Source organism: Prauserella isguenensis (genome assembly GCF_014191605.1).
GTDB classification, from domain to species: domain Bacteria; phylum Actinomycetota; class Actinomycetes; order Mycobacteriales; family Pseudonocardiaceae; genus Prauserella; species Prauserella isguenensis.
In genome coordinates, this window is sequence record NZ_JACHWU010000004.1 from 24,861 (window position 1) to 39,608 (window position 14,748).

11 protein-coding genes and 2 tRNA genes are annotated in these 14,748 nt (G+C 68.7%); 9 read left to right on the forward strand and 4 right to left on the reverse strand.

The genetic code is table 11. From position 1 onward, the window contains the following. The first annotated feature begins 202 nt into the window (after positions 1–202). Positions 203–1,834 carry a citramalate synthase gene (gene cimA, locus FHS23_RS16410; protein WP_183656316.1) on the forward strand — a complete coding sequence of 544 codons (1,632 nt, stop codon included), beginning with the start codon at positions 203–205 and terminating at the stop codon, positions 1,832–1,834. Between the two features lie 303 nt (positions 1,835–2,137). After that, complete coding sequence (locus FHS23_RS16415; protein WP_183656318.1) at positions 2,138–2,914, forward strand: fumarylacetoacetate hydrolase family protein; 777 nt, start codon at positions 2,138–2,140, stop codon at positions 2,912–2,914. A gap of 1 nt (position 2,915) precedes the next feature. On the opposite strand, the gene FHS23_RS16420 is transcribed toward FHS23_RS16415, so the two are convergent. Further along, the gene (locus FHS23_RS16420; RefSeq protein ID WP_183656320.1) at positions 2,916–4,148 is read right to left on the reverse strand and encodes an FAD-dependent oxidoreductase; all 1,233 of its coding nucleotides are present in this window, start codon (positions 4,146–4,148) and stop codon (positions 2,916–2,918) included. Positions 4,149–4,321: 173 nt separating this feature from the next. Here FHS23_RS16420 and gltX point away from each other — a divergent pair, with 173 nt between their 5' ends. From gltX to FHS23_RS16440, 4 genes are all read left to right on the forward strand, one after another. Further along, positions 4,322–5,809, forward strand: a complete 1,488-nt coding sequence (gltX, locus tag FHS23_RS16425) for a glutamate--tRNA ligase (protein ID WP_183656322.1) — start codon at positions 4,322–4,324, stop codon at positions 5,807–5,809. An 87-nt stretch (positions 5,810–5,896) separates the two neighbouring features. Next, positions 5,897–6,748: an HAD family hydrolase gene (locus FHS23_RS16430; RefSeq protein WP_425501134.1), complete on the forward strand. Its 852-nt coding sequence runs from the start codon at positions 5,897–5,899 to the stop codon at positions 6,746–6,748. Positions 6,749–6,922: 174 nt separating this feature from the next. Continuing rightward, positions 6,923–6,994: transfer RNA gene (locus FHS23_RS16435), tRNA-Gln, on the forward strand. Between the two features lie 53 nt (positions 6,995–7,047). Beyond that, positions 7,048–7,120: transfer RNA gene (locus FHS23_RS16440), tRNA-Glu, on the forward strand. Between the two features lie 162 nt (positions 7,121–7,282). Here the strand turns inward: FHS23_RS16440 and FHS23_RS16445 are convergent. Then, positions 7,283–8,002: an IclR family transcriptional regulator domain-containing protein gene (locus tag FHS23_RS16445; RefSeq protein WP_183656325.1), complete on the reverse strand. Its 720-nt coding sequence runs from the start codon at positions 8,000–8,002 to the stop codon at positions 7,283–7,285. 144 nt (positions 8,003–8,146) lie between these two features. Between FHS23_RS16445 and leuC the strand changes: the two genes are divergently transcribed. From leuC to FHS23_RS16460, 3 genes are all read left to right on the forward strand, one after another. Beyond that, on the forward strand, positions 8,147–9,559 hold the full coding sequence (leuC, locus tag FHS23_RS16450) for a 3-isopropylmalate dehydratase large subunit (RefSeq protein WP_183656328.1): 1,413 nt from the start codon (positions 8,147–8,149) through the stop codon (positions 9,557–9,559). A gap of 61 nt (positions 9,560–9,620) precedes the next feature. Then, a complete protein-coding gene (gene leuD / locus FHS23_RS16455) occupies positions 9,621–10,226 on the forward strand; it encodes a 3-isopropylmalate dehydratase small subunit (RefSeq protein WP_183656331.1) in 606 nt (201 codons plus the stop codon). A 250-nt stretch (positions 10,227–10,476) separates the two neighbouring features. Further along, positions 10,477–11,358, forward strand: coding sequence for an HU family DNA-binding protein (locus FHS23_RS16460; protein WP_183656334.1), 882 nt, complete (start codon positions 10,477–10,479; stop codon positions 11,356–11,358). Positions 11,359–11,559: 201 nt separating this feature from the next. Here the strand turns inward: FHS23_RS16460 and FHS23_RS16465 are convergent, their stop codons facing one another. Continuing rightward, positions 11,560–12,507, reverse strand: a complete 948-nt coding sequence (locus FHS23_RS16465; RefSeq protein ID WP_343054013.1) for an NUDIX hydrolase — start codon at positions 12,505–12,507, stop codon at positions 11,560–11,562. After that, complete coding sequence (locus tag FHS23_RS16470; RefSeq protein WP_183656340.1) at positions 12,504–14,732, reverse strand: RNA degradosome polyphosphate kinase; 2,229 nt, start codon at positions 14,730–14,732, stop codon at positions 12,504–12,506. Before FHS23_RS16470 ends, FHS23_RS16465 begins: the two co-directional genes overlap by 4 nt. Positions 14,733–14,748: the final 16 nt, after the last annotated feature.

Below are 14,748 nucleotides of genomic sequence, written 5' to 3' on the forward strand. Positions count from 1 at the left end.
CGGCGTCCATGGACACGTTTCGCGTGATCATTATTGGCAGGCGCGCCGGGTAAGTGCCCCGTAGGCACCCGGCGCGCAGACCTCTCGCATCTTCCCGCGGGGGGTCTTTTTTGTGGCCGCGGACGGCCGCAGTCGGCTCGCCACCGGCCCCAGTTGTTGGCCATTCCGCTTTTGTCCGGCACCGCGACGAGGAGACGAACCCGTGACCCGCACGGAACCCGCAGGCACCCCGCTCGGCGATGACTTCCACCTGTACGACACGACGCTGCGCGACGGTGCGCAGCGTGAGGGAATCTCGTACTCGGTCGCCGACAAGATCGCCGTGGCACGGCACCTCGACGAGCTGGGTGTCGGGTTCATCGAGGGCGGCTGGCCCGGCGCGATGCCGAAGGACACCGAGTTCTTCGCCCGCGCCGCAGCGGGGGAACTGCAGCTGAAGCACGCCGCGCTCGTCGCGTTCGGATCGACACGGCGTTCCGGTGTGGCGGCCGGTGACGACCCGCAGGTGCGCGCGCTGCTCGATTCGCAGGCGCCGGTCGTCACCCTCGTGGCCAAATCGGACATCCGCCACATCGAGCGTGCGTTGCGTGTGGACGTCGACGAGGCATGCGCGATGGTCGCCGACACGGTGAAGTTCCTCGTCGGCGAGGGCAGGCGGGTGTTCCTCGACGCGGAGCACTTCTTCGACGGCTACGCCTACGATCCGGACACGGCACTGCGCGTGCTGGACGCTGCGGGGTCGGCCGGCGCCGACGTCGCCGTCCTGTGTGACACCAACGGAGGGCAGTTGCCGTTGGGTCTCGCCGAGACGGTGCGCGAGGTGCGTGAGCGCACCGGGCTGCGCATCGGCATCCACTGCCAGGACGACACGTCCTGCGCCGTGGCCAACAGCATCGCCGCCGTGCAGGCGGGCGCGACCCACGTGCAGTGCACCGCCAACGGCTACGGCGAACGCGCAGGCAACGCCGACCTGTTCGCCGTCACCGGCAACCTCGTGGCCAAGCTCGGTATGGAGGTCCTTCCCACAGGAGGGGCCGCCGAGTTGACGCGCGTCTCGCACGCGCTGGCCGAGATCGCGAACATCGCACCCGACACCCACCAGGCATACGTCGGGTCGTCGGCCTTCGCCCACAAGGCAGGGCTGCACGCGAGCGCGATCAAAGTGGACCCGTTGCTGTACAACCACATCGACCCCGCGCAGGTCGGCAACGACATGCGCGTGCTCGTCACGGAGATGGCGGGCAAGGCGAGCCTCGAACTCAAGGGGCAGGAACTCGGTGTGGACCTCGCGGGCAACCCCCGCGCCCTCAGCAACACGGTGCACAAGGTGAAGGATCTCGAGGCGGGCGGCTGGTCGTTCGAGGCGGCGGACGCCTCGCTCGAACTGCTGATGCGGCGGGAGATCGCCGGATCGGACGGGCGGGAACCCGTGGGCCCGCCGTTCGCCCTCGAGTCGTACCGCGTGGTACTCGACCACCGCACCGACGGTGAGATCGTGTCCGAGGCGACGGTGAAGGTCCACGTCGCGGGCGAGCGGGTCATCGCCACGGCTGAGGGCAACGGCCCGGTCAACGCGCTCGACGCCGCGCTGCGCAAGGCGTTGTCGCCGCACCTGGCGTGGCTGGACGAGATGTCCCTGTCGGACTACAAGGTGCGCATCCTCGTCAACCGCCAGGGCACCGGCGCGGTCACCCGCGTGCTCGTCGAGTCGTCCGACCGCGAGCGCGAATGGACCACCGTCGGCGTACACGAGAACATCGTCGAGGCCAGCTGGCTCGCGCTGTGCGACGCGCTCGCCCACAAGGCCCTCCGCGTCACTCCCGAGGCGTCCTGACGCCGTCGCCACGGGCGAACCACTGCACCAAGGGCACCGTGGTTGCATCGAACGCAGTCACGTGAGGCGTGTCCGCGAGGGGGCAGGTCGGGCACCGGGTGGGCGCGACGGGTCTTCCCCTCGCGGGGTGTACCGCCGTGGAGCGGTCGCCATGGTGCCGAGTGCAGAACACGCGGTGCCGAGTGGCAGAACACGGGGCCCGCCACCACCCACAACGAGGCGCTCCGCGCCCCAGGTACGCCCGCCCGTCGCCCACCACCGCCCAAACGGAGACGCTCCGCGCCACTGTTTACGATGGGGACCGTGCGTTTGGCTCGGATTGCTCACCCGGAAGGTGTCGCCTTCGTCTCGGTGGACGGAGACGGCGACAGCGACGACACGATGGTCTCGGAGATCGCCGACCATCCGTTCGGTACGCCGAACTACACCGGCAGGAAGTGGCCGCTGGCCGACACCCGCCTGCTCTCGCCGATCCTGCCCACGAAGGTGATCGCCGTCGGCCGTAATTACGCCGACCACGCCCGCGAGATGGGCAACGAGGTCCCGGCCGAGCCGATGATCTTCCTCAAGCCGTCGACGACCGTCATCGGTCCGAACGCGCCGATCCGCAGGCCGAAGCAGTCGGAGCAGGTCGACTTCGAGGGTGAACTCGCCGTCATCATCGGCCAGCCCGTGAAGAACGTGCCTGCGGCGCAGGCACGGCAGGCAGTGCTCGGTTACACGGTCGCCAACGACGTCAGCGCCCGCGACTTCCAGCGCTCCGACGGCCAGTGGGGCCGCGCCAAGGGATTCGACACGTTCTGCCCGATCGGCCCGTGGATCGAGACCGAACTCGACCCGGCCGACCTGCCCATCCGCACGACGGTCGACGGCGAGACCAAACAGGACTCGCGCACCTCGGAGCTGGTCCACAAGGTCCCCGAGCTGATCGAGTTCGTGTCGTCGGTGATGACCCTGCTGCCCGGTGACACCATCCTCACCGGCACGCCTGCGGGCGTCGGTCCCATCGTCGCGGGCCAGGAGGTGTCGATCACGATCGACGGGATCGGCACCCTCACCAATCCAGTGGAGAACGCCTGAGTCACCGCTCCCTGCGGGCGAACTCGGGCGCGTGCTCGGGCCGCAGTCCTATGCCGACGAGGTAGGCGGGCACGAACGACAGCGCCGGAACCCGGCGCAACAGTCGCTGGGCCGACTTCGGCGGGCCCAGCCGTCTGCCCTCCACGACGGGCGCGGCCACCATGCGGTGCAGCGCCCGTTGCAGCGTCTGCACCGCCGCCGTCGGCAGGAGCCTGCGCCTGCGCACCGCGGCCAGCTCGGAGGTCGTCGGTGTGCCGCGGCGCAACGGTTCGGCCAGTAGCGTCGCGGCCGCCACCGCGTCCTGCACCGCGAGGTTGATCCCCACACCGCCGATCGGGGACATCGCGTGCGCGGCGTCCCCGATGCACAGCAGCCCGTCGGCGTGCCAGCGGGGGAGCCGGTTGAGTCGCACGTCGAGGTGTTTGACCTCGTCCATCGACGTCAGCTCGTCGACGCGGTGCGCGAGATGCGGCACGACCTCGGCGATGTCGCGGCGGAACGCCTCGACGCCGCGGCGGCGCAGCTCGCCGTCGGTGCCCTTGCGGCCCAGGTAGGCGAGCTGGTGGAAACCCTCGCGCGGGATGTCGATGACGAACCGGCCCCTGTGCATGGTGGGCGACAGGGCCGCGGTCGTGTCGTCGGCGTCGCGGCCGAGCCGGAACCACCAGACGTCGAACGGCACCGGCCATTCCTTCGGTGCCAGCCCCACCTCGTGCCGGGCCGACGAGTGGCGGCCGTCTGCGGCCACGGTCAGGTCGGCGTGGATCTCTCCCTCGCCGTCCGGTCCCCGATGACGCACGCCGACGACCCGGCCTTCGCGGCGGACCAGTCCGGTCACCTCGGTGTTCATGCGCAGCGTGAACGTCGGCTCGTCGGCGCCGGCCTTCGCGAGCAGGTTCAGCAGGTCCCACTGCGGCGTCAGCGCGATGTACGGGTGCCGGGTGACGCGGGCCAGCCTGCGCAGATCGCCCACGACCACCGGCGTGCCGTTCGCGGAGGGAAAGGCGATCTCGTTGAGCCTGCTCTGCGGCAGTGTCGCGAACTCCTCGCCGAGGCTGAGCTCGTCCAACAGGGTCTGTGTCGACGGGTGCACGGTGTCGCCGCGGAAGTCGCGGAGGAAGTCGCCGTGCTTCTCGAGCACGGTCACCTCGACGCCCGCGCGGGCGAGCAACAGTCCGAGCACCATGCCCGCGGGGCCGCCGCCGGCGATGACGCAGTCGGTGCGTGCGGTCATCACGACCACCTCGTTTCCTCGTCAACGTTCCTTCGCCGGAGCGCGCCCTTCGGGACTCGGCGTGGAGTCCGACCGGTGTCCGCCGCCGGTATCACCGCTATTCAACGTGCGTTGAATAGTTTCAGCATGCGCTCGCGGGCGGCGGAAGTCAACAGCGCTACGCTGGGTGGGCTATGACTGACAACAAGCCCGCCGCCGTTCGTGCTCGCTTCTGCCCGTCGCCCACCGGTACGCCGCACGTGGGCCTGATCCGCACCGCGCTGTTCAACTGGGCGTTCGCCCGGCACAACGGCGGGAAGCTCGTGTTCCGCGTCGAGGACACCGACGCGTCGCGTGACAGCGAGGAGTCGTACGCGGCTCTGCTCGACGCGCTTCGGTGGCTCGGCATCGACTGGGACGAGGGGCCCGAGGCCGGGGGCGAGTACGGCCCGTACCGGCAGAGCGAACGCGGCGACATCTACCGCGACGTCGCCGCCACGCTGCTCGAGGCGGGCGAGCTCTACGAGGCCTTCTCCACGAACGAGGAGGTCCAGCAGCGGCGTAAGGACGCCGGGCAGGACCCCCAGCTCGGCTACGACAACTACGACCGCGACCTCACCGAGGAGCAGAAGCGGGCCTTCCGCGCCGAGGGTCGCGAACCGGTGCTGCGCCTGCGGATGCCGGACGAGGACCTGTCCTGGAACGACCTCGTGCGCGGGGAAATCGAGTTCAAGGCGGGCACCGTCCCCGACCCTGTGCTGGTGCGCGCCAACGGGGCGCCGCTCTACACGCTGACCAACCCCGTCGACGACGCCCTGATGCGCATCACCCACGTGCTGCGCGGTGAGGACCTGCTCCCGTCGACGCCGAGGCAGATCGCACTGTACGGGGCGCTGCAGCGCGTGGGCCTCGCCGAGTTCGTCCCCGAGTTCGGCCACATGCCGTACGTCATGGGCGAGGGCAACAAGAAACTGTCCAAACGAGACCCACAGTCGAACCTGTTCAACTACCGCGACCGCGGTTTCATCCCCGAGGGGCTGCTGAACTACCTCGCGCTGCTCGGCTGGTCGATCGCCGACGATCGCGACATCTTCACCGTCGACGAGCTCATCGCGGCGTTCGAGATCAGCAAGGTCAGTGCCAACCCCGCACGGTTCGACATCAAGAAGGCCGAGTCGATCAACGGCAACCACGTGCGCTCGCTGAGTCACGACGATTTCGTCGCCCGCGTCACGCCGTACCTCGTCGACGCGGGCGTGCTGCCCGCCCGGCCGTCCGAGGACCAGCAGGCCAAACTCAGCGCGATCGCGCCGCTGGTGCAGGAGCGCGTGGCCGTGCTGTCCGAGGCGAACGATCTGCTGCGGTTCCTGTTCGTCGACGAGGCCGAGTTCGCACCGGAGGAGGCCGCGGCCACGAAGGCGCTCGGCCCGGACTCCGAACCGGCGCTGCGGGCCGCCATCGAGGCGCTCGAAGGACTCTCGTCGTGGGTCGCGGCCGACATCGAGCAGGCGCTCAAGGACGCGCTCGTCGAAGGCCTGGGACTCAAGCCACGCAAGGCTTTCACCCCCGTGCGCGTCGCTGTGACCGGACGCACCGTGTCACCGCCGCTCTACGAATCGATGGAACTGCTCGGCCGTGACGTGTCACTCGGACGGCTGCGCCGAGCACTGCCGGGCAACTGAGCGTAGGCGAGCTGGACCGAAACAGACTGGGCCATATCACCTCGTCAGCAGAGTCGGGCCGACGCAAAAACCCCTAGCCTCGCGTGAGTGGCTTTTGCGCTTGGCTCCCCGACAGCTCCCCATCCCGTCGCCGACACCGATCGTGACGACGTCGACGTCTGGGCACCGCCCGAACTCCGGGTCGTGTGCCTGGACATCGACGACACGCTGATCGACTTCACGGAGACGGGCAAGCGCACGCTCGCCGCGCTCACCGGACGTCGCGACATCTGGGACGAATGGGAACGGGTCACCGACGAACACGTCGCACGCGTCGTCGCGGGCGAACTCGACTACGCCGACATGCATGCCCGGCGCACCCATGCGTTCCTGCGCGGCCTCGGCATGGACGTCGACCTCGCCGCCGCGGCCGCGTTCGAGACCCGCCGCAAAGCGCTGCTGAACCGGTCCTGGCGGCTCTTCGACGACGTCGTGCCGTGCCTCGAATGGCTCGCCGCCGCCGGTATCCAACTGGCCGCCGTGACGAACGCCTCCGGCGCCCACCAGCGCGACAAACTCGCATCCCTCGGTCTCGCCCGGTTCTTCGACCACGTCGCCATTGCGGGCGAGCTCGGCGTCGCCAAACCCGACCCCGCGATGTTCCAGTCGGTCTGCCTCCAGCTCGGCTGTGACCCACGCGAAGCCGTGCACCTGGGGGACAAGCTCACCACCGACGCCATCGGAGCGCGTGATGCGGGTCTCACCGGAATCTGGCTGCACCGCGAACCCGACGGCGAGCTCGCCCCGCGGGTAGCCGACGACGACACCGAGAACGACGACACCGAGAACGCGGCCCGCGGCGGGGCGCCCGCGGACGTCCACGTCCTCACCTCGTTGGCAGGCCTACCCGAACTGCTCGTCACCGAGTTCGTGCGCGTGGGCGTCCCCGCGCCGCGCTGAGACGCCGAACCTGCCGCGACACCTGCGGCAACGGTTCGTCCGCGCAGCAGACGGGACCCCGGCTGCAGGCGGCCACTCAGCGTGGTCTATGCTTTCTTCAACAACGCGATACGGACCCGGGACGGGCCTGGCGAGCCGAAGTGCTCCGCGGATCGACTCGGACGAAGTGTCCGTTGGGGTATGGTGTAATCGGCAGCACGACTGATTCTGGTTCAGTTAGTCTAGGTTCGAGTCCTGGTACCCCAGCTGAGAAGCGAACAAACCGCTCTGGTAAGTTCACTTCCAACATAAAAGAACAAGCCCCCGTCGTCTAGCGGCCTAGGACGCCGGCCTCTCACGCCGGTAGCGTGGGTTCGAATCCCATCGGGGGTACGAGCACAACGGGAAAGCCCTATCTGCGGAAAACGCAGATAGGGCTTTTCTCGTTGTGTCTTGTGAGGGCACAGTCCCCACGCCCCAGCCCCCACACCCCAGCCCGGCGGGTTTCACCCCCGGATCCCTGCCTGTGGTCGCGTGGTGCGTGGGGTGGGTGGGTCAGAGGCGTTCCTGGAGGGATTCCGCGGCGTCCAGAAGATCGCTCGCCCAACGAGCACCCGGCTTGCGGCCGATCCGATCCACCGGACCCGATACCGACACCGCCGCAACGACCGCACCCGAGGAATCCCGCACCGGCGCCGACACGCTCGCCACCCCCGGCTCGCGTTCGGCCACACTCTGCGCCCAACCACGACGCCGAACCTCCAACAGTGTCCGCTCCCCGAACACCGCCTCGGCCAGAATCGCCTGCTGCGTATGGGCATCCGCCCACGCCGTCAACACCTTCGCCCCGGAACCCGCCGTCATCGGCAACCGCGAACCAACCGGCACCGTGTCGCGCAGCCCACTCGGCGGCTCGGCCGACGCCACACACACCCGCTGCACCCCGTCCCGGCGGTACACCTGCACGCTCTCGCCCGTCATGTCCCGCAATTTGGGCAGTACGACCGCCGTCGCATCCAACAACGGATCCGCCGTCCCACCGGACAACTCCGCCAACGCGGCCCCGGGACGCCACCGGCCGTCCGGACCCCGCCGCAACAACCGGTGCACCTCGAGCCCCACCGCCAACCGGTGTGCCGTCGCCCGCGGCAACCCCGTCTCGGCGCACAACTCCGCCAAGCCACACGGCTGCTGCGCCGCCGCCTGTAACACGGCGATCGCCTTGTCCAAGACACCGATACCGCTCTGCTGAGCCTCAGAGTTATGCTGTCCCACACAGCGATACTACAATCCCGAAGTCTGGGACGTCCACCATTTGGGACGGTTCGGGTGCTCTACAGTCCGGCCGACCACCACATTTCCCGATGGTCATTGTTCCCAGCGACCACAGTTCCCAGCGACGTTCATGGAGGAGCCCTGATGGCGGAGAAACGGGGCCGCACACTCGCCGAAAAGGTGTGGGACGAGCACACGGTACGACGCGGTGAAGGCGCCGAACCCGACGTGCTTTTCATCGACCTGCACCTCGTGCACGAGGTCACCAGCCCGCAGGCGTTCGACGGTCTCCGGCTCGCCGGCCGTCAGGTCCGCAGGCCGGACCTCACGATCGCCACCGAGGACCACAACGTGCCCACGGTGGACATCGAACTGCCGATCGCCGATCCGGTGTCGAAGACCCAGGTCGACACCCTTCGCAAGAACTGCGAGGAGTTCGGCGTCCGCCTGCACCCCATGGGTGACGCAGAACAGGGCATCGTCCACGTGATCGGCCCGCAGTTGGGCCTCACGCAGCCCGGCATGACCGTGGTGTGCGGCGACAGTCACACCTCGACCCACGGTGCGTTCGGCGCCATGGCCTTCGGTATCGGCACCTCCGAGGTCGAGCACGTTCTCGCGACGCAGACGCTGCCGCTGCGGCCGTTCAAGACGATGGCGATCAACGTCGAGGGCACACTGCGTCCCGGCGTCACCGCGAAGGACATCATCCTCGCCGTCATCGCGAAGATCGGCACCGGAGGCGGTCAGGGCTACGTGCTCGAGTACCGGGGCAGTGCGATCGAGTCGCTGTCGATGGAAGCCCGTATGACGATCTGCAACATGTCCATCGAGGCGGGTGCCCGTGCGGGCATGATCGCGCCCGACGAGACCACGTTCGAGTACCTGAAGGGACGTCCGCACGCCCCCCAGGGCGAGCAGTGGGACGAGGCCGTGGCCGCGTGGCGGGAACTGCGCACCGACGCCGACGCCGGGTTCGACGCCGAGGTCACCATCGACGCCGACGCGCTGACGCCGTACGTGACGTGGGGCACGAACCCGGGGCAGGGTCTCCCGCTGGGCGAGACGGTGCCGGACCCCGAGCAGCTGGGCGACGAGGGTGCCAGGTACGCCGCTGAGAAGGCCCTGTCCTATATGGATCTCGAGCCCGGTACGCCGCTGCGGGAGATCGCGGTCGACACGGTGTTCCTCGGCTCCTGCACCAACGGCCGGATCGAGGACCTGCGCGCGGCCGCGGACGTGCTGCGCGGCAAGAAGGTCGCCGACAGTGTGCGCATGCTCGTGGTCCCCGGCTCGATGAGGGTGCGCAAGACGGCGGAAGAAGAGGGCCTCGACACGGTCTTCATCGATGCGGGGGCCGAGTGGCGTCAGGCCGGCTGCTCGATGTGCCTGGGCATGAACCCGGACCAGCTCAAGCCGGGTGAGCGCAGCGCCTCGACGTCCAACCGCAACTTCGAGGGCAGGCAGGGCAAGGGTGGCCGGACGCACCTCGTCTCGCCGCTCGTGGCGGCCGCCACGGCCGTGCGCGGCACGCTGTCGTCCCCGGAAGATCTCTGACCCACCACCACTTCACACCGATCGCACGAGAGGCGATCGCACACACCGGGAGTGACCCCTCATGGAACCGATCACCGAGCACACCGGCATCGGAGTGCCGCTGCGCAGGTCCAACGTGGACACCGACCAGATCATCCCCGCCGTCTACCTCAAACGTGTGAGCCGGACCGGCTTCGAGGACGGCCTGTTCGCCGCCTGGCGCGGTGACGAGCAGTTCGTGCTCAACGTCGAGCCCTTCGACCGCGGCACCGTGCTCGTCGCCGGGCCCGACTTCGGCACCGGCTCCTCGCGGGAGCACGCCGTGTGGGCGCTGATGAACTACGGCTTCCGCGTCGTCATCTCGCCCCGCTTCGCCGACATCTTCCGCGGTAACGCGGGCAAGCAGGGGCTCGTGGCCGCGCAGTGCTCGCAGGACGACGTCGAACTGCTGTGGAAGATCCTCGAGAACGAGCCCGGCACCACGGTCACTGTGGACCTCGCGGAGAAGACCGTGCGGGCGAAGGACTTCAGCGCCCCCTTCGAGATCGACGACTACACGCGCTGGCGGCTGATGGAGGGGCTCGACGACATTGCCCTGACGCTGCGCCACTCCGACGACATCGCCGAGTTCGAACGCAACCGGCCCGGCCACAAGCCCGTGACGCTTCCGGCCGAGCAGCCTCAGTAGGCCACTGACCTCCTGGAGAACCTCGAAGATTCCCTGTTCAGCAAGGGAATCCGGCTCGGCCCACCGGCCGGCATCCGAAATCGGACGGCACCTCCTGAACCGGATCCGATCGCCGCTCCTCGGCGGCGATCGCCCATCCGGTAAGGGAAAAATCCGCGTGCCGTTTGGAAATTGTGCTGCGTAGGTAATACCGTGTGCGCATGTCGGCCGGTGTGGCCGGGTAACACGTAGTTCTTCTTGGAGGACTGGAATGGCCAACAAGGCCCAACTCATCGAGGCGCTCGGCGAGCGCCTGGGCGACAAGAAGGTCGCCACGCAGGCCGTCGACAATCTCGTCGACATCATCATTCGGACGGTCAACAAGGGTGAAAAGGTGAACATCACCGGTTTCGGTGTGTTCGAGAAGCGCGCCCGTGCCGCCCGCACCGCGCGGAACCCGCGCACCGGTGAGACCGTCCGTGTGAAGAAGACCAACGTCCCGGCCTTCCGTGCGGGCACCACGTTCAAGGATGTGGTGAGCGGCACGAAGAAGCTGCCGAAGGCCACGAAGGCCAAGCCGGTGTCCGGCACCACCGCGCGCGGCACAACCTCCACGGCGTCGTCCACGCGCAGCACCACCACCCGTTCGCGTGCCACGACCGCGACCCGGGCCACGGCCACGAAGTCGGCCCCGAAGACAGCGACCAAGTCGACGGCTTCGAAGTCCACGGCCACCAAGTCGGCCCCGAAGACGGCCGCCAAGTCCACGGCGGCGAAGTCCACGGCGGCGAAGTCGACCGCGAGCAAGTCGACCGGGAGCAAGTCCACGGCTGCCAAGTCGACCGCCGCCAAGTCGACCGCGCCCAAGAGCACGACCAAGAGCACCACGAAGGCCGCGCCGAAGACGGCCGCCAAGTCCACGGCCACCAAGTCCGCGGCGGCGAAGTCCACGGCCGCCAAGTCGACCACGGCCAAGTCGACGACGGCCAAGGCCACGACCGCGAAGTCGACCGCCGCCAAGTCGACGGCCAAGAAGCCCGCGACCAAGGCGGCGCCGAAGACCGCCACGAAGACGACCAAGGCGGCCGCCAAGCCGGCGAAGACCACCGCCAAGGCGTCCACGACGAACAGGACGGCCACCAAGAAGAAGTGAGCCGCTCGTCGGCTCATCCTCACGTGGCGTCGTTCACGTCACGCGCAGCCGGGCCCCGCACCACATTCGGTGGTGCGGGGCCCGTCGCTGCGTGGGCAGACAAATCGCTGTGGCGAGCCGCTGTGCGGCGTGTGACGCCGTGGGGAAGCGACGGCGGGCCCGGCAGCCCGGGCGTCTCCCGTGCGGGCTGCTCCGGCCGTCTCAGACGGCGAGTGGTGCGGCCAACGGGTTCGACAGGTAGCCGGCCGCGACGAGACGTCCCACTCGGTCGAACGAGAGCTGCCAGACCGAGGCCTTCTTCGCCGGGACACCGTCCGGTTTGGTCTGCGGCAACGTGATGCCACCGCGGTCGGCGAGTGTGGCCACGGCGTGCGGGATCACGCCTCCCTGGCTGCACACCACGGGGGTGCCGCCTTCGACCGCGATCTCGACGATGCGCTGCACCGCCCGACCCGGGTCGGCGGCGAAGTTGCGCTCCGAGAGCGCGTCGTCGTGTCCCACCTCGGTGCCGAGTTCCTCGGCGACGCCCTGCACCGTCTGGACGCAGCGCAACAGGGGAGCGGACACCACCCGGTCGGGAGCGAACGTGTTCAGGACCGTGCGCAGGGCCCTCGCCTGACGTTCACCCGCGTCGCTCAGCGGTCGCAGGTCGTCGTCACCGGTCCAGCTCTCACGTTTGCCCGCCTTGGCATGTCGCACGAGCAGCAACGATGTGACCTGCTGGGGCAATGCGTCGAAGCAGGCGACGACGTCGGCATCCGATTCGTACGACAGCAACCGGGCCGCGTCGGACGGTGCGACCCAGCGCAGTTCGTCGACTTCCGCATTGGCTTCGAATGCGCCGTCGCCTGCGCGTGCACTGAAGTAGTCGACCGCTTTCCTACCGCGGGCGACGCGGTATTCGATCCGTTTCAGGAATGCTCCGAGTACGGCGGGGAAGCCCGTTTCCTCCCGGAGTTCCCGTACCGCCGTGACCGGTGCGGTTTCGCCCGGATCGAGATGTCCTTTCGGCAGCGACCAGTCGTCGTAGCGCGGCCGGTGGACGACCGCGATCTCGACGCCCGGCGCGTCGCCCGTGGCAGGCCTCCACAGCACCGCGCCCGCCGCGTGGGCGACGATCTCGTCTGTGGCCCCGGTGGTGGTACTCACCCTGTTGCTCCGTGCTTGCGTAGCGTTTCCAGTTGATGGTCGCGGACCTCGGACGAATCCGCGGGGGAGGGTTGCCACTCGCCCGTCGACGTGAGGATCCAGCATCGGGTGTGCCGGTCCATCGTCGAACTGAGGATCTCGTCGAGTTCGGCGGTCAGTTTCGGGTTGCGGACCTGGACGAGCGCTTCGATGCGACGGTCGAGGTTGCGGTGCATCATGTCGGCGCTGCCGATCCAGTACGACGCGGTGGCGCGGAAGTGGAAGATCCGCGAGTGCTCGAGGAACCGGCCCAGGATCGACCGCACGGTGATGTTGTCGCTCAGTCCCGGCACGCCGGGTTTGAGCGTACAGATGCCGCGGACGATGACCTCGACGGGAACTCCGGCCTGTGATGCGCGGTACAGCCCGTCGATGACCTGTTCGTCGACGAGCGAGTTGCACTTGAGGCGGATGCCGGCGTCGTGACCCTGCTGCGCGAGTTCGATCTCCCGGGAGACGTTGTCGAGGATCCCGCGGCGGATGCCGCTCGGGGACGTGAGGATGTTGCGGTACGTCGCCTGGTGCGAATAACCGGTCAGGACGTTGAACAGGTCCGTCAGGTCGGCCCCGATCGCCGGATCCGCCGTGAGCAGGCCGAGATCCTCGTAGTGGCGCGCCGTCTTCGGGTTGTAGTTGCCCGTGCCGATGTGGCAGTAACGGCGGATGGTCGAACCCTCCTGCCGCACGACCAGCGACACCTTGCAGTGCGTCTTGAGGCCGACGAGCCCGTAGACGACGTGCACGCCCGAACGCTCGAGGGTGCGTGCCCACGTGATGTTGGCCTGTTCGTCGAACCGGGCCTTGATCTCGACGAGGGCGACGACCTGTTTGCCCGCCTCGGCCGCGTCGATGAGCGCGTCGACGATCGGCGAGTCGCCCGACGTGCGGTACAGCGTCTGCTTGATCGCCAGCACCTTGTCGTCCGCGGCTGCCTGCTCGATGAACCGCTGCACGCTCGTGGAGAACGAGTCGTAGGGGTGGTGCACGAGCACGTCGCCGTCGCGCAGCGTCGAGAACACGCTCTTCGGTGTCTCGCGTTCGCCGAACGCGGGCGGGGTCGCGGGAACGAACGGCGGGTCCTTGAGTTCCTGGCGGTCGAGTGCCATCAGCTGGGTCAGGCACGACAGGTCCAGCAGTCCGGGCACCTCGACGACGTCCCGCGGATCCACCTCGAGTTCGCGCAACAGCAGCTCGAGCATGTGCTCGCTCATGTCCTGCGAGACCTCGAGCCGCACCGGCGGGCCGAACCGGCGTTGTGCCAGTTCCCGTTCGAGCGCCTGCAACAGGTCCTCGTCGCGGTCCTCCTCGACCTCGAAGTCGGCGTTGCGGGTGACGCGGAACGCGTGGTGCTCGATGACCTCCATGCCGGAGAACAGCTCGCCCAGGTGGGCGGCGATGAGTTCCTCCAGGGGCAGGAAGGTGGCCGTCCGGCTGTCGCGCTGCGGTTCGGTGCGGACCAGCCGGGGCACGTTGTTCGGCACCTTCACCCTGGCGAACCGTTCGGTGCCCTCGTCCGGGTCGCGCACCGTGACGGCGAGGTTGAGCGACAGGCCCGAGATGTACGGGAACGGGTGTGCCGGGTCGACGGCCAGCGGCGTGAGCACCGGGAAGATCTGCTCCCGGAAGTAGCGCGAGAGCCGCTCGTGGTCGGCCTCGTCCAAACCGGACCACGACACGATGTGCACGCCCTCGCCCGCCAGTGCGGGCCGCACCCGCGCCTCGAAGGCGGTGTTGTGCCGCTGGACGAGCTCCTGGTTGCGCTTGGCGATGTGGGCCAGCTGCTCCCGGGGCGTGAGCCCGTCGGCGCTGCGCACGGACAGGCCGGTCTCGTCACGGCGCTTCAGCCCTGCGACCCGCACCATGTAGAACTCATCCAAATTGGACGAGAAGATCGCGAGGAACTTGGCCCGCTCGAGCAGCGGCTGGGACTCGTCCTCGGCCAGCGCCAGCACCCGGGCGTTGAAGTCCTGCCACGAGAGTTCGCGGTTGAAATACCGGTCGTCCGGCAGTTCGTCGGGGCTGCGGTCGGTGGGGGTCGCAGCGGGCAGGGCGGCGGGCAGGGCGTGGTTCGCGGCGTCGGTGACGTTCGCTTCCGGCGGCGGTTCGGTGGTCACCCGCCTTGCGCCCGGAGAGCTCGCAGCGGGCGGGGTGCTCTCGTCGTTGGTCACGGACGCATTGTCCACCAACAGCCGGGCCCGTGGG